Source organism: Jujubicoccus corallicola, from assembly GCF_047345645.1.
Lineage (GTDB): Bacteria > Pseudomonadota > Alphaproteobacteria > Rhodobacterales > Rhodobacteraceae > JBLEFH01.
The window spans coordinates 183,410-209,519 of sequence record NZ_JBLEFH010000008.1 but is presented as its reverse complement, the minus strand read 5'-3'; the positions used below and the strand labels follow the sequence as shown (position 1 = coordinate 209,519).

Genomic DNA, 26,110 nt, shown 5'->3' with positions numbered 1-26,110 from the left:
ATATACCCCCTATAGGTATCTGCCGGGAGAGAGTCATGGACCACAAGCACGATCATTCGCATGGGCATCACGATCACGGGACACACGGTGGCGCACCGGCACAGGCTGATCCCGGCAAGGCCATCGACCCGATTTGCGGGATGCAGGTGACGATCAAGCCCGAGGCCCGGCACCGCGACTATGAGGGACAGACCTTCTATTTCTGCTCGGACGGTTGCCAGTCGAAGTTCGACGGCGATCCGTGGTTCTACGCCTCGGGCGCGGCGGCCAAGGTCGAAAAATCCGCCCCGGCAGGCACGCAATGGACTTGTCCGATGCATCCCGAGATCGTGCGCGATGAACCAGGCGCCTGCCCGATCTGCGGCATGGCTTTGGAGCCGATGATTCCCTCGGATGAACCCAGCCATGAACTGACTGATTTCACCCGCAGGCTCTGGGTCAGCGTGGCCGCTGCGGTGCCGTTGTTGATCCTGACCATGGGCGAGATGGTGGGCATCCCGGTCCGTGACTGGATCGGGCACCGCACCGCCGTCTGGCTGGAGTTCCTGCTGGCCACGCCCATCGTGCTCTGGGCGGCGCGGCCCTTCTTTCAGCGCGGGTTGGATTCCTTCAAAAACCGCTCACCGAACATGTGGACGCTGATCTCGCTGGGTGTCGGCGCGGCCTATCTCTATTCGCTCTTCGCCACCTTCCTGCCGGGCATCTTTCCCGAGGAATACCGGATGGGCGGCATGGTTGGCACCTATTACGAGGCCGCCGTGGTTATCGTCGCCCTGGTCTTTGTCGGGCAGGTACTGGAATTGCGGGCGCGGGAACGCACCGGCGATGCAATCCGGGCGCTGATGGATCTCGCGCCCAAGACCGCCCGGCGCATCCTGCCCGATGGCGCGGAATATGACGCGCCGCTGGAAAACATCACAGCGGGCGATCTCTTGCGCGTGCGGCCGGGCGACAGCGTGCCGGTCGATGGCGAGGTGGTCGAAGGCCGTTCTTCCGTCGATGAAAGCATGATCACGGGCGAGCCGGTGCCGGTCGAGAAGGTGCAGGGCGACCGCGTGACCGGCGGCACGATTAATAAGAACGGCACGCTGGCGATCCGCGCCACCGATGTCGGCGCCGATACGGTGCTGTCGCAGATCGTCCAGATGGTCGCCGGCGCGCGACGCTCCAAAGCGCCGATTCAGGGGCTGGCCGACCGGGTTTCGGCGATCTTCGTGCCGGCGGTGGTGGTGATCGCCATTCTGGCCTTTGTCGTCTGGCTGATCTTTGGCCCCAGCCCGTCCTATGTCTTTGCCATTGCCTCGGCGGTTTCGGTGCTGATCATCGCTTGTCCCTGTGCGCTTGGGCTGGCGACGCCGATTTCCATCACCACGGCAGCGGGGCGCGGGGCGCAGGCCGGCGTACTGGTCAAGAATGCCGAGGCACTGGAACTGATGGCCGATGTGGACACGCTGATCGTCGACAAGACCGGCACGCTGACCGAAGGCAAGCCCGCGCTGACCGATGTGACCAGCTTCGGCGACGTGTCCGAGGATGAGTTGCTGGCCGCAGCCGCCGCACTGGAACGCGCCTCCGAACACCCGCTGGCCGAGGCGATCGTCGAGGGCGCCAAGGCGCGTGGGCTCAGCCTTGGCAATGGCGAGGAGTTCGAGGCCGTCACCGGCAAGGGTGTGATCGGCAAGGTCGATGGCCGCGATGTGGCGCTTGGCAATAACGCCATGATGACCTCGCTTGGTATCGACTGCGACACCGGGGAGGACACTGCGGACCGTCTGCGCGGCGAGGGTAAGACCGCAATGTTCTTGGCGCTGGATGGCAGGCTGGCGGGGCTGGTCGCCGTGGCCGACCCGATCAAGCCGGCCGCAGAAGCCGCGATCCGTGACCTGCACGATCTGGGCATAAAGGTAATCATGGCAACCGGCGACAACGAACGCACGGCGCTGGCCGTGGCAAGCCGCTTGGGCATTGACAAGGTCCGCGCCGGAATGCTGCCCGAGGGCAAGAAGGATCTGATCGACGGGCTGCGCGGCAAGGGGGACAAGGTCGCCATGGCGGGCGACGGGGTAAACGACGCACCAGCGCTGGCTGCGGCGGATGTCGGTATCGCCATGGGCACCGGCGCCGATGTGGCGGTCGAAAGCGCCGGGCTGACCCTGCTGGGCGGCGACCTGACCGGCATTGTCCGCGCCCGCAAGCTCGCCGTGGCCACCATGCGCAACATCCGACAGAACCTGTTCTTTGCTTTCATCTATAACGCAGCCGGGATTCCGGTGGCGGCAGGGCTGCTCTATCCGGTCTTTGGCCTGCTGCTATCGCCGATGATCGCGGCGGCGGCCATGTCGCTGTCCTCGGTCTCGGTCATCGCCAATGCGTTGCGGCTGAAGCGAGTGAAGCTATAGGGTTGAGGGAGCGGTGTGTGGGTTTGAAATTTCGGTTTCAGCCCGATCAGGGTAGTCCCAAACAGAGGTCGCGGCTTTCCATCAGGGCGACGACATTAACGACGACCGTTGGCAATGTGAGTTTTCTTCTCAGCGAGCCCTCTCTTACTGGCAACGCATGGGCCGCACTTTTGTTGTCAGACTTACGATGCTGGAAAAATCATCTACCTCAACGCCACCTCAACCCTTGGCTGCAGTTCTCGTGCAGGTTGTTCCGTCAGATGTCGCTCAATGCAGTTGAGCGTCGGCATGGAAATCGCAATAAATCAATCGATTGTCCCGTAACATACTGAAATTACGGGGTGCCCGAATTTCGCCTCTGATCTGCTCATAACCTGAAGGTCGTAGGTGCAAATCCCGCCCGACCATTAGCTCGTGCCGGTCTCTCGTGATCTTGCCCCTGAATGTCGGCTTATACAGATTGTTGCCAATGCTGCGCCGCACTGCCGCAAGTCGGCTCTCCGCCCGATGGGCCTGCGATGGTGCGAATTTCGCTGCGCTGAGAACGAATGGCGGTTATCGCCGAATTTCTGCAGTCGCAACGCCGCGCCGCCGCATGTCGGCTTCCCGCCCTTTAAAACCATTGAGTATGCGAAGGCGAGAACCGCTACGATAGCCGAAGTCTTCGCGGTTCTCGCCTTCGCTCCCATAAACGTGCGGACACTCAAAGTTAATGGGCCTAACCTTAACGGATCCGTTGCCGCAAATGCTCCTAGGCATTTATGATATACAAAAACCTGCGCGTTCTTAATAAGAATAGTCGGCAGAGTTGTTGAGATTTTACCGACAATGTGGCGAGAATACGCAGCAGGCGTTCTTTCCGCAAAAGCACGTTCAGGGACAAAGCTATAGATGAAAGTCCTTCGGGGTCGCCAACTCAGGCCTGTCCTTTCCAGATCCCACCGCGATGCCAGGTTGACTACCCGTGTCTTGGCAGGGATCTTTTGCGCTTCAGGATCTTCTTCGGTAACCTGGAACGCTATCGCAAGCATGTGGCTACTCGTTTTGCTGGCTCCGACCAGGCATCCCACACGTCAATCAGGCATCCGGATCGGGGACTGGAAAAAGATCGAAGGTTTCGATCATAGAATTGTTGGCCGTATACCGTTTCGCACACGGCCACGCGGCGCGGCCTTGATGCTGGCGAACCGGCGAACATGACGCCCCAAGCATGATGCTTATCCGCTAAGACCCCATGACCGCAGAGAAAATATCTCCGTTCGGTTAGCAGCGAATATGCTTGTCGGCCTTCTTCTTGTTATGTTGTTCCCAACGCTTTCTTTGAGCAGCCGCGATCTTCTTGCGTCCTTCCAGCGTTCTCGGCCCCGTCGATAATCCACCATGAAGCCGGCACCGAGATTTTCCAGGCTCACTTTTTGATCGACAGAGCGTACCGTTGCGCGTCCGAGCGTTGCAAGACTTTCGCGCCAGCCCATCCAATGTCTCCTTTCGGACGGTCATCGCATCGGAGATCAGCTGTATCTCCTGTTGCGTGACATTCTGGTTGAAACTCAAGGTCATGAAGCCCAAGCCGTGCCGAGAAGAAAGGAGCCGACAAGCATCATCGGGGCAAAGCATGTTTGCGATCTGTTGAAGCATGGGCGACCGGCCGTCCAGAGCCGGTCGTTGTTCCCAATAGCTTATGGTCTGGTGCGACACGCCAAGACGCTGTGCGAGCGCGGACTGTGAAAGTCGCGCCCGGCGGCGCAGAATAGCGAGTTCCTTTCCCGTCATGGCGTTCGGACCGACTTGATGAACTTCATGGAAATCGATTGCGCGGGCAGTTGATGCCGGGCTGAACCTGCGCTCGAGCCGTAGATCACCATGCGCGCTTTGATCAATCTGGCCCCTGCAACGAAGTCAGCGTGATCGCTTTGTCGAACTGACGTACTGACAAAACTGACAAAACCCATGGCGGCTTTCCACGAAGCTGGTAGTGGTCGGGGAAGACAAGGTTTTGTCAGTTTTGTCAGTGCGTCAGTTCGGCACGCGGGCTTGCGTGGATATGTCATTCGTCATTCTCAAAAATCACTGGATTGACGGAATATAAGCGTTTTGGCGCGCCACCTTTAGGATTAGCCTGACAATCGACGGGCCGGATAAGGTCGTCAGTTTCCAAGATTTTTAGGGCCTGATTGATCACCTCCATACTCTGCAGGTGGCTACGCTGCTTCCGGCGAACCTCACGTGCAGCGAAACTTTTCCAGGCCTCTCCGCGGATAAGCGCGACGAGCGCGCGTGCGGATTTTTGTGCCGGGCCGCCAGACTGTTCCGCATAGGCGCGACGGGTCATTGGAACAAGATACGACTCAACCAAGAGAGCAGCCCGTTCAAAGTGATCGAGCGTGACTTTATCGGCGAGAGAAGTCTCGCCGCTGGCCCATTCCATCAGGGCTATTACCAGAGACAGACGCACGGCAATACCTGGCAACTTGCCTAGATACGACAGCAGGAGGCCTTCCGCCTCTACTTCCCAATTTCGTACAGACTGACGAAACCTATCAACGGCGTCTTGGGCTGAGTTCTCGAAAGGGACCATCCATGGCTGCTGGTGTCCCTGTCCATCGGTTGACATTTCTAGCGACAACAAACGCGAGATGGCGTCTTCGAGAAATGCTTCGTTGTGCGTGCTTTCAGGCCGCTTAACCGGTGCGGGGTGAGGCCAAACGGGAATAAAACGAGCGAGCAATCCGTCGTCGTCGGATTTCATCAGCAGGTTTCGCAGTCGGTCAGGCTGAATGCCGCCGAGAACCCCGATGGTAAGACGATCGACATAAACCGGATCTCGGCCCACGCGTTCAACCGAGAAAGAACGCCCGCCGTACGCTTCAAGCCAGAATGGGCGATCTGACCCGCCACCAGCATAGCGGGTCATGCTTTGCAGCCAGCCCGCCAATTCATCCCTCGCCAGCAGAGTGCCGCGCGGCTGCCCCGCAACGATTCCCGCTAATTTTTCAATGGTTGCATCGGAAAGTGCCAAGCAGGGCATGACCGGTTGCGGTCCAGCATTTGCGGCGTCGGGCCGTGCTGGCGGTTCTTCTCCCGCCTTGATTGCGGCCTTAACCTCTTCTTTCCATGCGCGCTCTGCCAGATGCGCAATCTCGGCCTTTTCGCTCCACGCGGCTACATCTTCTCGCGCCGCCTCCCTCAGTTTTCGTTCGGCGCGCCTAAGAGGCACCAGTACAGCATCTATGGCAGGGCTCTTTCCGGCACTCGGGTTACCTATGTTCATTGCCCAGATTACCGGAGGCTCAGCCCAGCTATTCCATGGCGATGTCCAACGAGTATTCCCTATGAGGGTGCTGCAGACCACCAGCAGAGCGGCCATGATGTAATCGGGGGGTGCCCCTTTTGATGCGGCAGCGCCGCGCATCCAATGTGCCCAACTTGGGGAGAAGACATCATCAAGTGGCAGAACTGGCGGCTCGGGCCGATCTGCGCGCAGAAGACGCAGATCTGCATCAGGCCATTCTGGCTTGAACGGAATCGGCTCTGGCATCACGTTCATGCTCTCGTATCCTTCATCATGAGAATGTCGTTCCAGTCCTTGCCCTCTGGCGCGGGCAAGAGTCTGACATTCCAACCCAAAGAGTAGGCGCGTTCGGCCAGTTTGTTGGACGCGACCATGCCAGTAGCGTCTCCATCGATGGCGATCGTCAGCCGCTTCGGCTGATCTGGTAACCGCAGCGCGGCGATGCCGGGCGCGGATAACGCTGCCCAAATCGTCGCTGGCCTATGCAATAGGCCGCTGCAAAGGCTCAAGGCGGTTTCGATGCCCTCAGCCACCACAAGCGGGCCATCGGCTCTCGCAAGACGTACTGCGCCACCAGCGCATGCACCCTGCATCGCCTTCTGGGGGTGAACGTCTGCTTTACCCTCGCCGTCGGGACGCAAATAGGTTCGATGGATCGCTGTGAGGGGCAAGCCCTCGACTAGTGCGATCATAGTCGGAAACCGCTTGGCGGATGGGTGCCAGCATTCTGGATGGAAGCGTAAAGTTGCGGGTAGCGTGCAGGTTATGCCGCGATTGCGAAGATAGGTCTCGGCGATGGTGCCAGCTATTGGCAGCGCTTCCTTCCACGTTGCCAGTGCCTTGCGTGCCGTCCGTTCAGCTGCGGCACGTTCTTCGATTTCACGCTTCGCCATTTCGATAGGATCAGTGGGTCTTAAGCCCTCCCGACCATTCATGATGCCCAGGCTACGCAAAGCATTCAGTACTGCAAGGAAGTCGCAGCCGGCCTTGCATGACAGGAGCAAACGACCTTCGTTGCCATCCGCGAGCGTTAGCGACGGCTTGCGGTCGCCATGAGCTGGGCAGCAGGCAATACCATAGCGCCGATACCATTTTCCGTGAAGAGCCATGGTAATCTCACGTGCGTTCATCGTCAGCCTCCGCATGTATGAAGGCTCCCGTGTGCGCGGTGAGGTCATCGTTCGACCCGTGCCGAGAAGGCAGATGCACAAAGCGCAGATCTGTGGCGCCAAAATGCGTTGCGGCTTGAGTCGGACTACCGTAATGTTTTTCAGAGAAACGGACCGTTTCGATAAATGCCCCGGTGGCGCCCGCCAGCGCGCCGGGGATTACAATTTCAGCAATCATGTCACTTCCCCTCAATCGACGGAGCGCTTTGCTTCCCAAGCCTCAAGCTCGGAAAGTTTCCAGCGCGTGCAGCCTGGTGTCAGGGTGATAGGCCTCGGAAAGTCGGGAAGTGTCTTGACCCACCGCCACGGTGTCGTGCGATGCACGTCATAGCGTGCGGCAACTTGGGTGTCTGAAACAAATATTTCGTCCATGCGACGCGCTCCAATGTTTTACGATTGAAACCGTCATCTCACGAAGCCAGCCCCCAGGCATGACGGAGGTCAGCGAAACTCGCTCACCCGACGTGGGACTGCGCTGGAACTGCTAGGGATGTTTCATCGAAGCGAGAAACGGAGAGCCGTTTCGGTGGATCTCCTCAATCTCGTCCGCGATTTCACGAACCCGGAGGCTGCTTTTGTGAACCAAGAGATCCTTTATGGCGCGAGGCGACATAAAAATATCAAGGTTTTCTAGGGCATCAGATATCGCGTCACAGGCCGAGACACCGCTTCCTCCGCTAGAATCGTTACGAGTGAGCGCAAGTCCAAACAATCTCGAAATACTTCTCGCAAGATAGACAAGGTGTAAGTTTCTGGCAAAAGTTTTGGAAAGTCGTTGTGACTCAGGTGGCGGTGACTTCTTAAGCCCTGCCAAAACCATTCCCGCGAATAGGCTGACAGACATGGAGAGCGGCTCGTTACGGAGAAGTTTGCTTATCGCGATCCGACGCACTAGCTCGAACGCCCCCTTATCCCGCTCAGCTGTCATGCACAGCCAATTCAGAGCAATATCGGAAATAACGTACTTTGATGGGCAAAATTGATGATCGTCGAACTGATGTTCTAACCCAACGCCCAGCGCATACACGATTTCAGTCGGCTCAAGCTCATAAGAGATGACTTGTGGCCCTTTGGCATGCTTCTCAAGCCATCTCGTAGCAAATTCAACGGCCTGTTGGTATGACATTTTCCTCCGCCTCGGCTAATCTAGATTCTGACTGGATAGTATTGGATAAATACCCAGCCCACGCATTCATCATTGCTCGCCGCTTTTCGACCATGTCACCACGTCGATAGGAGGCTTCGACCGCATTTCCGATACGGTGAGCCAAAGCCACTTCTGCCATATCTCCGGGAAAGTGGGTCTCTTCAGCTACCCAATCGCGAAAAGTCGAGCGTAGTCCATGTGGAACAGCGGGACGCTTGCTGACGCGATCAACGAAGCCGCCAGCGCCCGCTGTCACATCGGCAGCGTGTAGTCGCTTCATGGCCGCGCTCAATGTCATGTCCGACATTTCACCGCCACGCGGGGCGGGAAACACCAGCGGGTTGTTGTCAAAACGTGGCAGGGCCTTCAGTAGTGCCACCGCATCCGCGCTGAGCGGAACACGATGTTCACGATCCATCTTCATGCGCTCGGCAGGAACAATCCACATTTGGGCATCGAAGTCGATTTCATCCCAGCGCGCCCCGCGAACCTCCTGAGAGCGGGCAGCAGTTAGAGCGACAAACTCAAGTGCCCGGCTGCCGATGCCCTCCCGTTTGCGCAAGGACGAGAACCAACGTGGCGCATCCGCGATCTGTACAGCAGGGTGATTTCCTTCCTTCGCCACTCGCGAAGGAGCAGGAAGAAGTTCCTTGAGATTTCCAGCCCATCGCGCGGGATTATCACCTGAGCGATGCCCGGCAACGGTTGCCCAGGATAGGACAGCCTCAATTCGACCGCGTACGCGCGATGCGGTCTCCGTTTTGGCGTGCCAGATCGGTTCCAGCGCTCGCAGAACGTCCTGCACAGTGATGTCCTGCACCTGCATCTTGCCAAGCTCCGGTAGAGCGTAAGTTGTGAGGGTGTTGCGCCATTGCTGGCGATGCTTGGCATTCTTGAAAGCACCCAATTTAGCCTCAAGGTAACGCTCAGTTGCCTCCGCGAAAGTTAGCCCCCGCGCTCTTGCCGTCGCCAAGGCTGCGCGAAGCGCGCGCCGTTCCTCGACAGGATCGATACCGTTCCTAATCTTGTCCTTTGCCTCGCGGGCTCGATCACGAGCCATTGCAAGCGTCACGTCAGGATAGCCACCAAGGCCAATCTCTCTGCGCTTGCCGCCTACCTGGACGCGCAGCAGCCAAGACCGCCCACCGTTCGGCGTAATTTGTAGCAATAGACCGGATACGCCACCGACAGGAAACTTTGCGTTCTGCCCCTTTCCCGAGTGCTGTAACCGCTTCAACTCGATTGCCGATAGTTCCTTCGCAACGCGTGGCATCATCAACCCCCCAAAATACCATCCATAGAGAATGGCTCTGATAGAGATTGAATGCAACAGCTCACGACACCGTTTCGCCATAAAAATCTGTGTTTGCTAAGTAATCTGCTACAGATCGAAACATTGGGCATCACTAGAATGGCGGGCACCTCCTCCGCCAAAAACTGCGGTTTGTCGCCGATCATCTTACGCGCTAGGCTGTTAATCATCGCGGTTCAGGTTCTTCGCAGTGTAGAAGGGTGCGTGCGGCGCAGTATATGTCTGCTTTGCGGACAAAGCGCCATTTTGCTGCGGCTGCGCAAATTGGCTGCTTTAGGCCTGGCGCACCAATAGAACATTGCAGCAGGACACGTCGGTTAATCCGTATAGCTTCGGCAGGCATCGACCCCTACGGCTGTCGAGGCAAGTAGTTGATCTGCGTCGCGGATGAGATCAGCGATCCGCCTGTCCGCAAGGCGATACCGGACGAACCGACCTTCGTTCCTGCGACTGACCAGACCGCAATCCAAAAGGCAGCGCAGATGGTTCGAGACATTGGGCTGACCAAGCCCTGTTTGGGTAACGATTTCCTGCACGCTGCGTTCGTCCGACAGTAGCGCATCGAGGATCGCAAGACGGCTGGGGTCGCCGAGACCCCGGAAGAGCTTTGCCCGCGGCTCAAGGGTGTCAGCTGCCGAAAGATCGTCTTGAATGTTTTGCAATGTCATATCATTATCCACTGATACGTTAGCGGCGACTTCTTTCGCACGCTACCTTCAAGAGGATCGCATATGAGCCGAGCAGATAACACCACATTGCCTACAACGTCTTTGCCGATCCGGATGCGGGTGCATGGCATGGACTGCGCCAAGGATGCCGCCGAGATCGAACGGGCCGCTCGGTCTGCGGGCGTGGCTGAAGGCGATGTGAAGGTGTCTGCCGCAACCCATGTCATGACATTGCGGATCGCCGAAGACGACTTGCCGAAAGTGCGTCCAGCACTGGACGCAACCGGCTATGGCTTTGAGCTGATCAAGAGCGGGGATACATCGTCCGATCCGGCTTACAAAGACCCGAGCTATCGCCGCGCGCTCTGGATCGTGGTCCTGCTCAATCTCGGCTACGGGGTGATCGAGATGTTCGGCGGGTTCCTGTCCGGATCGCAAGCTTTGAAAGCAGATGCCCTGGATTTTTTGGGCGACGGCGCAATCACCTTTCTGGGCCTGCTCGCTATCGGTTGGAGTCTGACATGGCGGGCGCGGTCGGCGATGATCCAGGGCGTGTTCTTGGGATTTCTGGGGCTTGGCGTTGTCGGCAGCACAATCTGGCGTGTCCTGAATCAGACGACACCAGAGGCCGGGTTAATGGGAGCCTTCGCCGTGGGCGCGCTGATCGTAAACATTCTTGCGGTGCTGCCGCTGCTAAAACACCGCAAGGGCGACGCCAACATGCGGGCCGTATGGCTGTTCTCCCGGAACGACGCCATCGGCAACCTCGCCGTGGTGATCGCTGCCGGACTGGTCGCCTGGCTCGGCAGTGCCTGGCCTGACCTCATCGTTGCTTTCGCCATCGCAGGGCTGTTCCTGCATTCGTCATGGATGATCATCCTGGATGCGCGGAGTGATCTGTCAGAAACCGAGTGATCTGGCGGAAAAGCTGACGTGCGAACCGGAAACCGACATTCGCCACTGCGCAGCGAGTCCGGAACTTTGGGCTCAAACCCGACCTTAGTTGCGCGCTGAAAGGCGGGCCGCTGCGGGAGTTTTGCCTACCGTGAGCCCCTAAGCGATTAAGGCACTCAAATCATTGTTTAGGACGATGGCTGAGGTGTCATCCTCATCGCATTCGAATCGAAAATTGATCCGCTTCCGCAAAGTCAATGCGTAATGTCGCCGCAGACGATGCTGTCAAAACATTGTCACAGTTTTGCCGCATCTGCCTGACCGATATTCTCGAAGAGGGGCCGGTCGGGCGCGTTTCTCCTTTGCAGTATTTCTCCTAGCGATTTATCAAAGTTTATATCATTTACATGTCGTTTTTAAAGTTTTCCCGATTTTCTTAAGGGTTAATATTCATAGCCGAATAGGTAGAAAGCAACTGAAGAAAATCTTTGTATATTATAACAGTTTCACTTTGAAACCATATTTAATCTTGGTTATTTCTTGCATGACGCAGGGTTTTCACTTGGCAATTTTTTGCTGATTAGGTTAATTGCGGATTAACATTTGTTTGACCGCGATGGTCGTGCATATGTGGTGGGGGCACCGTCCGGAAGGGTCGTTTCCGGAATTTGAAGCTAGGCATCACAGGAAAAATGCATCCGCGTCGTCGGGGTTAAGCACTCTTTAAACAGTGTTTCGGGACCGCGCTTTGCTGCATCCCCGAAAATTCAGGATGGATGTATGTTGGGGATGGGCGCCGAAACTTCGCCGCAACAAAGTGCAAAACAGCCGGGGCAGGCGGAAAGACCGGCGTTCCGCGCGCCGAACAGCGGCTGTATCGCGAATCGTCCCATCAAGTCCACATCACGTCAGCAGACAGGGGCCACCGGCTCCGCTCCAGAAATGGGCCTTTCCATGAATATTTTCAAAGCTTTCGGCCGCGCCGCGTTTTTTGTCGTGCTGCTGGCGGTCCAGATCCTGATCCTCTCGGTTCCGGGGCTGGCGCAGGCGCAGGCCATCGACTGCGGCACGGAGCAGGGCTCCACGGAAGGCTCTGGCTTCGCAACCGGCGGGACGGGGCAATACAAGGATGAGATTTTCTGGCTCGACTGGTCCTGCGGCAGCACAACGACCTTTCCCGCCAATTCAACCGTGACCAAACGCTGGAGCGTGCCGGGCGAGATCGAGATTACAGCGACCATCTCTGCGCGGAACGTCGCGATCAGCCCGTATAACACCGGCCAATGGCGCGGCGATATCCTTGACAGCATGTATAGCGGTGTGAATCCGATCGGGCTTGCGAACACGGTGAACGGTCAGGATCCGGCCTATTCGGTGAGCTTCTCGGCGACCCTCGACGGTCGTCCGCTGCCTTTGGATATTGTCGTTGCGGAAGCTGAGGATACCGGGCTTGGTGGCGAATCTGCCACATGGACGACGACCGGGCGGCCTTGGGAACTGATCGAGGGCGCTGGCATGTTGAACATGCGATTTAATTCGAGCGGCCAATCCGTCACTATGACCGATACGGTTGATACCGGCGGTGGAACCGTCCTCGGGCTGGCTCAGAACGTTAGCACGGTGAATGTGCAGATGTTCGCGGGCGGGAAGGAAGCGCTCGCCTTCGGAATTTTTCTTGCCTCTGATTTCGGCGATGCGCCCGGCTATGACACTGCAGGCGCCTATTTGCCAGCGTCTGCCTCGGGCGGCGGCCGCCCGACTGTTCTGACCCCCCAGCAAAGCATCGCGCGCGCGACGGTGAGGCAGGGTGGTGGCCCCTATCTCGGCGCATTTGAACGCGATTCAGAGGCGGGCAATCAGGAAAACGCGACGGCAACCGGCGACGATGCCAACGGGATCGACGATGAAGATGGGGTCTTGAATTTTCCGCCGCTGATCGCCGGAACGACGAGTTACACAATGACGGCGTCATCCTTCGATGTGACCGGCAACGGTGTTCTGCGCGGCTGGATTGATGTCGACAAGAACGGTGCGTTTGATGAGGATGAATTCACCTATACCACTATTTCTGGCGGCGCGCTCGACGGCGATCTGGTCTGGACATTTGACGATATCGCGCCTGCGGGAACAGTCACCTATGCGCGGTTCAAGATTTTGTCCGGCTCGGCCGTGTCTTGGCGACCGGACCGGCCCATACTTAATGGCGAGATCGAGGATTATGTCATTGAGATCCAATCCGCCGATATTGAGTTGGAAAAAGCCGGCACGCTGAATGATGGCGGTGATGGGATCGCGAATGTGGGCGATACGGTCGAGTACAGCTTCACCGTCACGAATACCGGGCAGACGACGCTGACAGATATCGAGATCGACGACGATCTTGTCACCGTCAGCGGCGGGCCTATTGCCGAGCTTGCCTCGGGGGCGAGCGATTCAACGACCTTCACGGCGACCTACACGCTGACCCAGGCGGATCTGGATGCGGGTGAGGTGGAGAACACCGCGACCGCCACGGCGATCACCTTTAGCGGCGACCCGATCACCGATATTTCCGACGACCCGAGTGACGCGACCAACATCGACAGCGAAGAGGATGGCGAGCCGGATGATCCGACGATTGTCGAGCTGCCCGAGGTCGAGATCGAGGCGATTATCGACGATTTCAGCGGTGCGCCGATCAACAGCCTCAATGGCGGCGATACGGCGTCGGTCCTGACGAATGACACGCTGAACGGACAGGTGGTGGATCCGGCGGATATTACCCTGACGCCCGGCAGCGCGCCGACCCCGGAAGCTGGGTCGATCACCATGAACCCGGATGGCACGATCACGGTCGCGCCCGGCACGACCGCCGGGACTTACACCTACGAATACACCATCTGCGAGATCCGCCTGCCGACCAATTGCAGCACGACCAATGCGACCATCGTGGTCGAGCCGGCGCCGATTGAAGCGGTTGTCGATAACTTCTCGGATGCGGCGATCAACGGGTCCAATGGCGGCACGACCAGCTCGGTTCTGGAGAATGACACGCTGAATGGCGAAGTGGTTGATCCGGCGGAGATCACCCTCACGCCCGGCACCGCGCCGAGCCCGGAAACCGGGTCGATCACCATGAACCCCGATGGCACGATCACGGTGGAAGAGGGGACCTCGGCGGGGACTTATACTTACCCGTACACGATTTGCGAGAATTTCGACCCGGATAATTGTAGCACGACGAGCGCGACCATTGTGGTCGATCCCGCGCCGATTGAAGCGATTGATGATGACTTCTCCGGCACGCCCATTACAGGTGCGAGCGGCGGCGATACGACCTCGGTTCTGACGAACGACACGCTGAACGGCGAGATCGTGGACCCGGCGGATATCACGCTGACCCCCGGCACTGCGCCGGACCCGGACTTCGGCGAGATCACCATGAATCCGGATGGCACGATCACGGTCGCGCCCGGGACAAGCGCAGGCACGTATACCTATGATTATACGATCTGCGAAAATCTGAACGACACCAATTGTAACCCCGCGACCGCAACGATTGTCGTTGGTGAAGCGCCGATTGAGGCGATTGTCGATGATTTCTCCGGCAGCCCGGTCAATGGCGCGAGCGGCGGCGATACGGCCTCGGTTCTGACCAATGACACGCTGAATGGCGAAGTGGTCGATCCGGCGGATATCGCGCTGACCCCCGGCACGCAGCCGAACCCGGAAAATGGTGAGATCACTATGAATCCGGACGGCACGATCACGGTTGCGCCCGGCACGACCGCGGGGACCTACACCTATGAGTATACAATCTGCGAAGTCATCAATCCGACCAATTGCAGCACCACCAACGCGACCGTTGTGGTGGGCGAAGCGCCGATTGAAGCCATTGATGATGACTTCTCCGGCACGCCGATCACAGGCGCGAGCGGCGGTGACACGGCATCGGTTCTCACCAATGACACGCTGAACGGCGAGATCGTGGACCCGGCGGATATCACGCTGACCCCCGGCACTGCGCCGGACCCGGACTTCGGCGAGATCACCATGAATCCGGATGGCACGATCACGGTCGCGCCCGGGACAAGCGCAGGCACGTATACCTATGATTATACGATCTGCGAAAATCTGAACGACACCAATTGTAACCCCGCGACCGCAACGATTGTCGTTGGTGAAGCGCCGATTGAGGCGATTGTCGATGATTTCTCCGGCAGCCCGGTCAATGGCGCGAGCGGCGGCGATACGGCCTCGGTTCTGACCAATGACACGCTGAATGGCGAAGTGGTCGATCCGGCGGATATCGCGCTGACCCCCGGCACGCAGCCGAACCCGGAAAATGGTGAGATCACTATGAATCCGGACGGCACGATCACGGTTGCGCCCGGCACGACCGCGGGGACCTACACCTATGAGTATACAATCTGCGAAGTCATCAATCCGACCAATTGCAGCACCACCAACGCGACCGTTGTGGTGGGCGAAGCGCCGATTGAGGCGATTGATGACGATTTCTCCGGCGCGCCGATCACGGGCGCGAACGGCGGCGACACGGCGTCGGTTCTCACGAATGACACTCTGAATGGTCAGCCGGTCGATCCGGCGGATATTACGCTGACGCCCGGCACCGCACCGAACCCGGACAATGGTGAGATCACCATGAATCCGGACGGCACGATCACGGTCGCACCCGGCACGACCGCAGGCACCTACACCTATAACTACACAATCTGCGAGGTTCTGAACGAGACGAATTGCAGCCCCGCCACCGCGACCATCGTGGTTGGCGAAGCGCCGATTGAAGCGGTGGTGGATGACTTCTCCGAAACGCCGATCACGGGCGCGAGCGGCGGGAACACGCCGTCGGTTCTGACCAATGACACGCTGAATGGCGAGCCGGTCGACCCGTCGGAAATCACGCTGACCCCCGGCGAGGCCCCGAACCCCGGCATCACCATGAACCCCGATGGCACCATCACGGTGGCGGAGGGGACCCCGGCGGGCACCTACACCTACCCCTATACCATCTGCGAAAATCTCAACCCGAGCAATTGCAGCACGACCAATGCGACGGTCGTGGTGGGGCAAGCGCCGATCGAGGCGGTGATTGACGAGCCGACGGCGGTGAGCGGTCTCAATGGCGCGACCCTGCCGAGCGTCCTGGCGAATGATTTGCTGAACGGCGAGATTCTCGATCCGGCCGATGTGACGCTGACGCCCGGCACGCAGCCGGACCCGGACTTCGGCGAGATTATCATGAACCCGGACGGGACGATCACGGTGGCCGAAGGCACGACGGCGGGCACCTATGTCTATGAATACACGATCTGCGAGGCCATCAACCCGAGCAATTGCAGCACCACCACGGCGACGGTGATCGTCGATCAGGCGGCGCTCGATGCGGTGGATGATGCGCCCGCGCCGATCAATGGCCGCAATGGCGGAACGACCGAGTCCGTGCTTGGTAATGACTCGCTGAATGGCGAGGCTGTGGACCCGGCGGATGTCACCCTTGAGGCCGGCACCCAGCCGAGCCCGGAAAATGGTGAGATCATCATGAACCCGGACGGGACCATCACGGTCGCGCCCGGCACGACCGCAGGCACCTACACCTATCCCTATACGATCTGCGAGACGACCACGCCGACCAACTGCGACACGGCGGTCGCGACCATCGTGGTCGAGCCCGCACCGATTGAAGCGATTGTGGATGATTTCTCCGGCACGCCGATCAATGGCGCGAATGGCGGGGAGACGGCGTCGGTTCTCACGAACGACACGCTGAATGGCGAAGTGGTCGATCCGGCGGAGATCACCCTTGAGCCCGGCACCGCGCCGAACCCGGCGAGTGGTTCGATCACGATGAACCCGGATGGCACGATCACGGTCGCCGAAGGCACGACGGCAGGGACTTATACCTATGAGTATACGATCTGCGAGGTGCTCAATGAGGACAATTGCAGCACCAACACCGCGACGATTGTGGTCGATCCCGCGCCCATCGAGGCGATTGTCGATGACTTCTCGGACGCGCCGATCAATGGGGCCAATGGCGGCACCACCGGCACCGTTTTGGCGAATGACACGCTGAACGGCGAGGTGGTCGATCCGGCGGAGATCACGCTTGAGCGCGGCGAGGAGCCGAACCCCGAGAATGGGTCCATCACGATGAACGACGATGGGACCATCACGGTCGCGCCCGGCACCACCGCAGGGACATACACATATCCCTATACCATCTGCGAAGTGCTGAACGAGACGAACTGCGCGACCACCTTTGCGACTGTCGTGGTCGAAGCCGCGCCGATTGAGGCGATTGTCGATGATTTCTCCGAAACGCCAATCAATGGCGCGAGTGGCGGTGATACGGGTTCGGTTCTGGAGAACGATACGCTGAATGGCGAGATCGTGGACCTGGCGGATATCACGATTGAGCCCGGCACCGCGCCGAACCCGGAAAATGGTGAGATCACGATGAATCCGGACGGCACGATTACGGTCGCGCCCGGGACCACCGCAGGGACCTATACCTATTCCTATACGATCTGCGAGGTTCTGAACGAGACCAATTGTTCCACCAACCAAGCCACGATTGTGGTCAGCGAAGCGCCGATTGAGGCGATTGTGGATGACTTCTCGGGCAGCCCGGTCAATGGCGCGAGCGGCGGCGATACGGCCTCGGTTCTCGACAACGACACGCTGAACGGCGAAGTGGTGGACCCGGCGGATATCACGCTGACCCCCGGCACCGCGCCGGAGCCTGCGAGCGGGTCGATCACGATGAACCCGGACGGGACCATCACCGTCGCCGAAGGGACCACCGCGGGCACGTATACTTATGAATATACGATCTGCGAGAACCTGAACCCGGAGAATTGCTCCACCAACACCGCGACCGTTGTCGTCAGCGAAGCGCCGATTGAGGCGATTGTGGATGATTTCTCTGGCTCGCCGGTGAATGGCGCGAGTGGTGGCGATACGGCCTCGGTTCTCGACAACGACACGCTGAACGGCGAGATCGTGGACCCGGCGGATATCACGCTGACGCCCGGCACCGCGCCGGAGCCTGCGAGCGGGTCGATAACGATGAATCCGGATGGCACGATCACGGTTGCCGAAGGGACCACAGCGGGGACGTATACCTATGAGTATACGATCTGCGAGATCCTCAACCCGGAGAACTGCTCGACCAACACGGCGACCGTCGTGGTCGATGCCGCGCCGATTGATGCGGTGGATGATGACCTCTCCGGTTCGCCCTATAGCGGGGAACTGGGTGGGGAAACGCCGTCGGTCCTCGAAAACGACACGCTCAATGGCGAGCCGGTGGACCCGGACGCGATCACCCTGACGCCGGGTACTCAGCCGACCCCGGAGACCGGTTCGATCATCATGAACCCCGATGGCACGATCACCATCGCGCCGGGAACGTCAGCGGGCAGCTATACTTACGAGTATACGATCTGCGAAATTCTCAACCCCGAGAATTGCGACACGGCGGTGGCGACCATTGTGGTCACATCGAGCGGCATTGATGTGCAGAAAACCGTAGCGCTTGATGATGGCGGTGACGGGGAGCCGAATGTCGGCGACACGCTCACCTATATCTATGAAGTCACCAATACCGGCACCGCGACCGTGTTTGACGTGACCGTCACCGAAACCACCTTTAGCGGCGCGGGCGAGACCCCGGTTCCGGCCTATGTCTCGGGCGGCACCGATGAGGATGGCGAGGGCGACGGCGCGGATCTTCTGACCGGCGTGACCGCGATCTTCTCGGCCAGCTACGAGCTGACCCAGGAAGATCTCGATGCGGGCGAAGTCACCAACCAGGCGCTTGGCGAGGGTGTCGATCCTTATGGCGAGCCGGTGACGGACCTCTCCGATGATCCGACCGACGGCACCAATGCGGACCCGGATGGCGACGGCAACCCGGACGATCCGACCGCGATCGCGCTCGTCAGCGAAGGCGCGATTGCGCTGGAGAAAACCGGCACGCTCGATGCGGGTGAGGATGAGATCCTGAATGCAGGGGACACCATCACCTATGCCTTCACCGTGACGAACACCGGCAATCTGACCCTGAGCGAGATCACCATTGCCGACCCGCTCGTCGAAGTGACCGGCGGCCCGATTGCGACGCTCGCACCGGGCGAGAGCGACAGTGCCACCTTCACGGCGGTCTATACGATCACCCAAGACGATGTGAACGCGGGCGAGGTCGAGAACTCGGCCACCGTCACCGGAACCAATCCGAGCGGCGAAGAGATCACCGATGTCTCCGACGATCCGGCCAATGAGACCAATGTCGATCCCGATGAGGACGGCAACCCGGATGACCCGACCGTGATCGCGCTCGAAGGCACCGGCGGGCTGACGCTGGAGAAAACCGGCACTCTCAATGCGGGTGAGGACGGCGTGGCCAATGCGGGTGACACGATCAGCTATGCCTTCACCGTGACCAATAATGGCACGCTGACGCTGAGCAATATCACCATCGACGATCCGCTGGTGGCGGTCACGGGCGGCCCGATTGCCAGCCTGGAGCCGGGCGAGAGCGATAGCACCACCTTCACGGCGGTCTACACGATCACACAGGACGATCTGAATGCGGGCGAGGTCGAAAACTCGGCCACCGCGAACGGCACCGATCCGAGCGGCAACCCTGTCAGCGATGTGTCCGACGATCCGGCCAATGCCGAAGATGTGGATGCGGATGGCGACGGCAACCCCGATGATCCGACCGTGATCGCGCTCCCGCTGGAGGCGGCGCTGAGCCTGCTCAAGACCGACCAGCTTGATCTTGGCGGTGATGATGTGGCCGATGTGGGCGACACGATCCGCTACAGCTTCACCGTGCGCAACACCGGCAACATCACCCTCTCGGATGTCGATATCGACGATCCGATGGTGGAGGTGACCGGCGGGCCACTGGCGACGCTGGAGCCGGGGGACAGCGACAGCGCGACCTTCACGGCGGAATATGTCCTGACGCAAGCCGATCTCGATGCGGGCCGCGTGGTCAACACCGCGACCGCCTCGGCGACGGACCCGCAGGGCAATATGTTCACCGTGATCTCGGACGACCCGGACGTGATCAGCAATCGCGATCTCAACAATGACGGCATCCCGGACGATCCGACCGTGACCATCCTTCCGGTCAACACGCCGGAGCTGGACGCCACGAAATCCGTGAGCAACCCCAGCCCGCAGATCGGCGAGGTCGTGACCTATACGCTGACCTTCGAGAACACCGGCGATGTCAGCGGCAGCGATCTTAAGGTGATCGACGAATTGCCGTCCCGCATCCAGTATGTCGAAGGCTCGGGGGTTGTGGATGGCAGCGATCAGGAGCCGAAGATCAATGGCCGCCAGCTTGTCTGGGCGCCGCTCGATCTGGCGAAGGGCGACAAGCTCACCATCACCTTCGATGCGCGCATCACCGTGCTCGATGCGGGCGAGAGCGCCGTCAACCGCACCTGGGCGACCGACCGCAATGGCGAGGTCATCTCGAATGTGGCCGAGGCGGAGATTTCCCGCGAGCCGGAGCATGTGTTCGACTGTACCGATGTGATCGGCAAGGTCTTTGACGACCGCGACAGTGACGGTGTGCAGGATGAGGGCGAGCCGGGCATGGCCAATGTGCGCGTCGTGACCCTCGGGGGCGAGCTGATCACCACCGACGAACATGGCCGCTTCAACGTGCCTTGCGCCGCGATGCCGCCGTCGATTGGCGAGAACATCTCGCTCAAGCTCGACACGCGCAGCCTGCCCACGGGCTACCGCCTGACGACGGAAAACCCGCGTGTGGTCCGCGCCACGGCCGGCAAGATGGTGCGCATCAATTTCGGTGTGTCGCTCGGCAAGGTCACGGATATCGACCTGATGGACGCGGCCTTCGCACCGGGCACCGCGCAGCCGACGCAGGCGCTCGCGAACGGGATCGCGCAGATGGTGGCGAGCATTCGCAGCACGCCCACGGTTCTGCGGCTCTCCTACTATCAGCGCGGTGAAGACCCGGCGCTGGTGCGCGCGCGTCTCGATACGGTCGAGAAACTCATAAGGAAGCATTGGAGCAGCCAGGGCCGCTACAAGCTTGTGATCGAACGAACCTCAAAGAGAGTCCAGTGAGGCGGGTAACGATGTTGAAAATGACTACAAATTCTCTTCTGCTTTGCGGCACGGCGGTTCTCACTCTGGCGGCCAGTGGCGCGCTCGCGCAGCCCTTGGGCGATCCGGCCTGTGATCTCGTTGCGGGGGTTCTGCCCGATGGGTGCGACCGCGCCAATGGCGGCACGGTCGTCACCATGCCCGCCGAGCCCAATAGCGAGTGGGATCAGGGCGGCGCACCGGACACCGGCGTCGGCTTCCAGATCGTCATCGACGGGCAGCCGCTGATTGGCGACGAGCGGGTCGAGGACAGCATCCGCCAGACCGATCTGGCGCTGGCCGATGCGGATATCCAGATCCGCTTCGACGGCCTCGGGGCCAAGCCGCGCCTCGATATGCAGCGCAGCGAGGCGACCCGTGAGATGGTGGCGGGCGATACCGTGACCTTCACCAGCCAGCTCAACTATCCCGCCTATGTCACCCGTGGCGAGATCCGCGTGATCGACCGCGCCGGGATCGGCAGCGAGGGCAAACTCCTCGCGGTGGTTCCGGTGGACCCGAACGGGCAGGCGACCATTACGGTGCCGGAAGGGGGCCGCGTTGTCGCCGTTCATCGCGTCTATGACGCTGAGGGCCGTTACGACGAGACGATGGATATTCCGCTCTCGCTCTCGGACAGCCGCAACCTGGCCGAAGGGGTGGAAGAGGGCAGCGATGCCGCCACCCGCCGGGCGATCCCGGTCCGGGGCGGCGCGGTCACCGTGTCGGGCGAGAATGTCGCGCCCGGCGGCACGGTCTACACGCTTGGCGAAGCGGTTGCCCCCGCACCCGAGGGCGATTTCGTGATGCAGCGCATCTTGCCCGTCGGCGCCCATGCCATTGATGTGCGCGTCGTCGGCCCGTCGCAGGATCTCAGCTTCTCCCGCGACATCGAAATCCCGCGCTACGACATTTTCTACACCGCGCTCACCGATGTGACGATCGGCCTCAATGAAGAGGAAGATGGCGACACGGACACCTATACCCGCGGGCGTCTCGCTTTCTACGTCAACGGCTACACGGCGGATGGCACGGAGTTCACCATCGCCGCCGACACGCAGGAAGACGATGTGCAGGATCTTTTCTCCGAATTTGACGAGAAAGACCCCTCCAGCCTGCTCGACCGCATCGACCCCAATGAGTTTTACCCGACCTATGGCGACGGCTCCTCTATCGTTGAGGATGCGCCGACCCAGGGCAAATTCTATCTGCGCGTCGAGAAGGACCGGAATTATTTCATCTGGGGCAACTCGCAGGCGGAGCTTTCCAACACCGAATATCTGCGTAATGAGCGGGTGCTTTACGGCGCCAACGCCCATTGGGAATCGCAGCGCCAGACCTCCTTTGGCGAGCCGCGCGCGCAGTTCACGCTTTATGCCGCGCGCCCCGACAACCTGCCGCAGCGCGATGTGTTGCGCGGCACCGGCGGCTCCATCTATTTCCTGAGCCGTCAGGACATTACCCGCGGCTCCGAAGTCGTCACGGTGGAGCTGCGCGACAGCACCACCGGCCGGGTGATCGACCGCCGCCAACTGCGCCCCGGAATCGACTATGAGGTGAACCATCTGCAAGGCAGCGTGCGCCTCGCGCAGCCGCTTTCGGCATGGGCGGGCGAGGGCGTCGTCGTCACCAATCCGGGCGGCGATTCCGAGGTCAATCTCGTCGTGCAATATGAATACACGCCGGTGGATCTCTCCGTCGATGGCTCCTCGCTTGGCGGGCGGGCCGAGGCGTGGCTGACGGACAGCGTCCGCGTCGGCGTCTCCGGCCAGCATGATGACACGGGCCTTGCCGATCAGGAAGCGTATGGCGGCGACATTCATTTCCGCCTCGGCGCGCGCAGCTTCATCGAGGCTGAATATGCGCGCAGCGAAGGGCCGGGCTATGGCTACCGCTCCTCGCTCGATGGCGGCCTGATCTATGACACCACGGACAGCGAAGACGGCACCGGCGACGCGCTTCGCGTCGATGCGGAGATTGATCTGCAAGAGGTCGGGCTGACCACGGAAGGCGTTGTTACGGCCTATTATGAGGACCGCGAAGAGGGCTTCACCTCGCTCGATTACACCGTCTCGACCGGCGAGCGCCTCTGGGGCTTTGAGGCCGATATCAGATCCTCCGAACGCCTGACATGGCGCGGCTATTACGACACCGTCCGCGACGATGAGGACCGCCGCGAGGAAGAGGGCGGGTTCGAAGCGCTTTACGATATGGACGGCACCAACAAATGGGCCTTCGGCATCGAGCATGTGCGCCGCGAAACCCTGCGCGAAAGCGGCAAGCGGACCGATGTGGCCCTGCGCTACACCCGCGTCGTGAGCGAAGATCTCAGCTTCTCGCTGCTCGGCCAAACCACGGTCAGCCATGACGGGCTCTCGCGCAACAACCGCGTCGGCCTTGGCGTCGAGCGCGATTTCGGCAATGGCTGGACGCTGGCGGGTGAGATCTCCGACGGCACGCTCGGCACCGGCGCGGATGTGCTGGCCTCCTATGAGCGCGAGGATGGCAGCAGCCTCTATTTCGGCTATGAGCTGGACCCGGACGCCTTCGACCGCCGCGGCTCGTTCAATTCGCTCAGCGAAAACAAGGGCCGTTTCGTCGTCGGCGGGCGGCGCAACGTCAATGACCGCACGACCATGTATGCGGAAAACACCTATGAGGTGTTCAGCGACCGCGACACGCTCACCAGCACTTACGGCGTCGATTATCAGGCGAACGACTTCCTGACCTACTCGCTCGGCTTCGATATCGGGCAGATAGAGGACGACGAAAGCGGCGATTTCAAGCGCCGCGCCGTCAGCCTCGGGGCGAAATATCAGGATGACAAACTGACCGCCTCGGGCCGGATCGAATATCGCCGCGAGCGCGATGATGACGACCGCCCGATGACCCTCGACCGCGATGCCGACACGCTGCTGATCAGCATGAAAGCCGATTACGACATCGACGAGTCCCGCACGCTTCTGGGCTATTTCGACTATGCGGATACCGACACCGATGAAAGCTCGATCCGCGATGGCCGCCTGACCGATGTGGTCCTCGGTTTCGCCCTGCGCCCGGTGACGAATGACCGGCTGAACATGCTGTTCAAATACCGCTATCTCTATGATATGTATGGCCAAACCGTGGACGGCACGGATTCCCGCGGCCCCCGTCAGGAAAGCCATGTCTTCACCCTCGATGCGGAATATGACCTCACCGAGAAATGGGCCCTTGGCGGCAAGATCGGCGGGCGCTGGTCCGAAGCGGCCTCCACCTCCAGCGATGATTTCTATGAAAACGACGCCTGGCTCGTGGTCGCCAATGCACGCTATCACATCGTCCATAACTGGGACGTGCTGCTGGAAGCCCGTGCGCTCCATCAAGAGCAGGCCGACACCACCGATAGCGGCTTTCTCGCCGCCGGCTACCGCCACTTTGGCAACAATTTCAAAGTCGGCGCGGGCTATAATTTCGGCAAATTCTCGGATGACCTGACCGACCTGACACTGGACGATCAGGGCGTGTTCCTCAACGCCATCGCAAAGTTCTAAACCGCGCGGCGGCGCATGAGGAAAAGGGCCGGTTCACTGTTGAGGGATGAACCGGCCCACTTTCTTTCAGGGGCAGCGCGAAAAAGCGCCGCCCTTCACTCCACCGTAATCTGCGTCTGCGCCTCAGCCGGCTGGCCATCCACCATGATCGGGCGGTGGTCGTTGCTGTAAAGGCTTGCGGTGATGGTGAGATCGCCGCTCGGCAAGGCGCCGAGATGCACCCATTCGCTGTAGACGCGCATCAGCTTTTGCCCGTTCACATAGATATGCGCATGGCCCTCGCCGGGTGCATAATCGGTGTTCACATTCTCCGGGGTGAAGCGGAAATTCTGCGGCATCAGATGCAGGTTCCAGCCCTCCATCGCGTCCTTTTCGGCGGTGAGCGTGATCGCGGGGGCGGTTTCGTCCGCCGCGACCTCCACCGGATTGTCATGGCTGTGGCTCGCCATGCTCATCCCGGCGGCCATGGCGGTGCTGTGCTGGGCCGGGTCTGCATGATCATGGCCCGCCGCGCCGCTGCCTTCGCTCATCCCGAAGGCAAAGCCAAGGCCGCCGCCGAAGATGAGGCCGATCATCAGCATGGGAAGGGAACGGTCCATCCTAGGCCCCTTGCTTGAGCACCATGGCAAGGTCAGCCATGGTGTTTGTCGTTGAAAGAGGCGGCATCAGGCGGTGTGCGGCGCGCTTTGCGACGCGCCCTCTTTTTCCCAGAAATACCCCGCGAAAACGCCGAGCAGCACCCAAGCCGCCATGCCGACGCCAAAGGCGCGCGCGGCGAAGAGCGCGCCGATTTCGGTGGGAACGGGGCCGGTGAACGCGTCCGGCTCCGGCGCGCCGATCAGATGCGGGGCGAGGAGCAGGAGCGCGGCGAGGCCCCAGAGGAGCGGCTTGCCATGAAAGGCGATGAGCCAGAGCGCGGCGGCGGCGGTGATGACGGTGCCGAGCCACCAGATCTGCCGCGCGGTGACATCGGCGGCGGCGACCCCCGGCACTTCGGGCGCGAGCGAGAAGCCCGGCGCGAAATGGAACACGAAGAACCCCGCCAGCCCCCAAAGAAGCCCCATCCGGCCATCGATCCGCGCGCCGCGCGTCTCCGCCAGCGCCATTCCGGCGGTGAGGATCAGCGCATAGCCCGAATAGGTCAGCATGGTGAAAAGAATGCTCAGCCCGTCCCGCATCGGGGCGAACCCGCCGAGATCCTGCTCAGCCGGGGCTGGCGCGCCCCCTCCGAAATGGGTGAGCTGGCCGGACTCGTAAAGCTCGGCATGAAGCAGCACGGGCTGCACGAAAACAAGCTGAAGCAGGGCGGCAATCAACCCCGCAGCAGCACCAGCGAGCAAAGCGCTGGTCACAAGACGGCTAAACATCGCTTAGTGGCAGGGAAAGCCGGTCGCGTGGCGCACATCATGGGCCGCGTCATGGATCGCGGTCGCCTGCGCATGGCCGGTCACAAAGAGAATGCCAAAGCCAATCAGCATGGCGGCAAAAATGGGCAGAATGCGGCTCTCGCGCGCCTGCACGGCTTGGGTGGTCGTCTGCATCTATCGCTCCTTGCTGTCTCA

The 26,110-nt window shown here is 60.3% G+C and carries 14 protein-coding genes; 4 read left to right on the top strand and 10 right to left on the bottom strand.

Annotated elements, in window-relative coordinates; genetic code table 11:
- Positions 1–35: 35 nt before the first annotated feature.
- Complete coding sequence (locus ACMA5I_RS13070; protein ID WP_525886723.1) at positions 36–2,399, top strand: heavy metal translocating P-type ATPase; 2,364 nt, start codon at positions 36–38, stop codon at positions 2,397–2,399.
- Between the two features lie 1,263 nt (positions 2,400–3,662).
- Here ACMA5I_RS13070 and ACMA5I_RS13065 read toward each other — a convergent pair.
- The 7 genes from ACMA5I_RS13065 to ACMA5I_RS13035 form a co-directional block, all read right to left on the bottom strand.
- On the bottom strand, positions 3,663–4,172 hold the full coding sequence (locus ACMA5I_RS13065; protein ID WP_525886722.1) for an HGGxSTG domain-containing protein: 510 nt from the start codon (positions 4,170–4,172) through the stop codon (positions 3,663–3,665).
- A 274-nt stretch (positions 4,173–4,446) separates the two neighbouring features.
- Complete coding sequence (locus ACMA5I_RS13060; protein WP_525886721.1) at positions 4,447–5,946, bottom strand: DUF3987 domain-containing protein; 1,500 nt, start codon at positions 5,944–5,946, stop codon at positions 4,447–4,449.
- Positions 5,943–6,821 (bottom strand): DUF7146 domain-containing protein, encoded by an 879-nt coding sequence (locus tag ACMA5I_RS13055; protein ID WP_525886720.1) that lies wholly within the window; start codon positions 6,819–6,821, stop codon positions 5,943–5,945. The genes ACMA5I_RS13060 and ACMA5I_RS13055 overlap by 4 nt, the downstream gene beginning before the upstream one ends.
- Positions 6,808–7,038, bottom strand: a complete 231-nt coding sequence (locus ACMA5I_RS13050; protein WP_525886719.1) for a hypothetical protein — start codon at positions 7,036–7,038, stop codon at positions 6,808–6,810. Before ACMA5I_RS13050 ends, ACMA5I_RS13055 begins: the two co-directional genes overlap by 14 nt.
- Before the next feature lie 306 nt (positions 7,039–7,344).
- Complete coding sequence (locus ACMA5I_RS13045) at positions 7,345–7,986, bottom strand: hypothetical protein (protein ID WP_525886718.1); 642 nt, start codon at positions 7,984–7,986, stop codon at positions 7,345–7,347.
- On the bottom strand, positions 7,964–9,280 hold the full coding sequence (locus ACMA5I_RS13040) for a tyrosine-type recombinase/integrase (RefSeq protein WP_525886732.1): 1,317 nt from the start codon (positions 9,278–9,280) through the stop codon (positions 7,964–7,966). The genes ACMA5I_RS13045 and ACMA5I_RS13040 overlap by 23 nt, the downstream gene beginning before the upstream one ends.
- 356 nt (positions 9,281–9,636) lie before the next feature.
- Positions 9,637–9,987 (bottom strand): ArsR/SmtB family transcription factor, encoded by a 351-nt coding sequence (locus ACMA5I_RS13035; protein WP_014132722.1) that lies wholly within the window; start codon positions 9,985–9,987, stop codon positions 9,637–9,639.
- Positions 9,988–10,050: 63 nt separating this feature from the next.
- Between ACMA5I_RS13035 and ACMA5I_RS13030 the strand changes: the two genes are divergently transcribed.
- From ACMA5I_RS13030 to ACMA5I_RS13020, 3 genes are all read left to right on the top strand, one after another.
- On the top strand, positions 10,051–10,902 hold the full coding sequence (locus ACMA5I_RS13030) for a cation diffusion facilitator family transporter (protein WP_525886717.1): 852 nt from the start codon (positions 10,051–10,053) through the stop codon (positions 10,900–10,902).
- Between the two features lie 933 nt (positions 10,903–11,835).
- Positions 11,836–20,997: a CshA/CshB family fibrillar adhesin-related protein gene (locus ACMA5I_RS13025; RefSeq protein WP_525886716.1), complete on the top strand. Its 9,162-nt coding sequence runs from the start codon at positions 11,836–11,838 to the stop codon at positions 20,995–20,997.
- A gap of 20 nt (positions 20,998–21,017) precedes the next feature.
- Positions 21,018–24,548 (top strand): hypothetical protein, encoded by a 3,531-nt coding sequence (locus ACMA5I_RS13020; RefSeq protein WP_525886715.1) that lies wholly within the window; start codon positions 21,018–21,020, stop codon positions 24,546–24,548.
- Between the two features lie 95 nt (positions 24,549–24,643).
- Here the strand turns inward: ACMA5I_RS13020 and ACMA5I_RS13015 are convergent, their stop codons facing one another.
- The 3 genes from ACMA5I_RS13015 to ACMA5I_RS13005 all read right to left on the bottom strand — a co-directional run bounded on the left by ACMA5I_RS13015 (position 24,644) and on the right by ACMA5I_RS13005 (position 26,089).
- Entirely contained in the window at positions 24,644–25,147 is a 504-nt protein-coding gene (locus ACMA5I_RS13015) for a hypothetical protein (protein ID WP_525886714.1), read from the bottom strand.
- 66 nt (positions 25,148–25,213) lie between these two features.
- The gene (locus ACMA5I_RS13010) at positions 25,214–25,915 is read right to left on the bottom strand and encodes a CbtA family protein (RefSeq protein ID WP_525886713.1); all 702 of its coding nucleotides are present in this window, start codon (positions 25,913–25,915) and stop codon (positions 25,214–25,216) included.
- Positions 25,916–25,918: 3 nt separating this feature from the next.
- The gene (locus ACMA5I_RS13005) at positions 25,919–26,089 is read right to left on the bottom strand and encodes a CbtB domain-containing protein (protein ID WP_525886712.1); all 171 of its coding nucleotides are present in this window, start codon (positions 26,087–26,089) and stop codon (positions 25,919–25,921) included.
- Between the last annotated feature and the right edge of the window lie 21 nt (positions 26,090–26,110).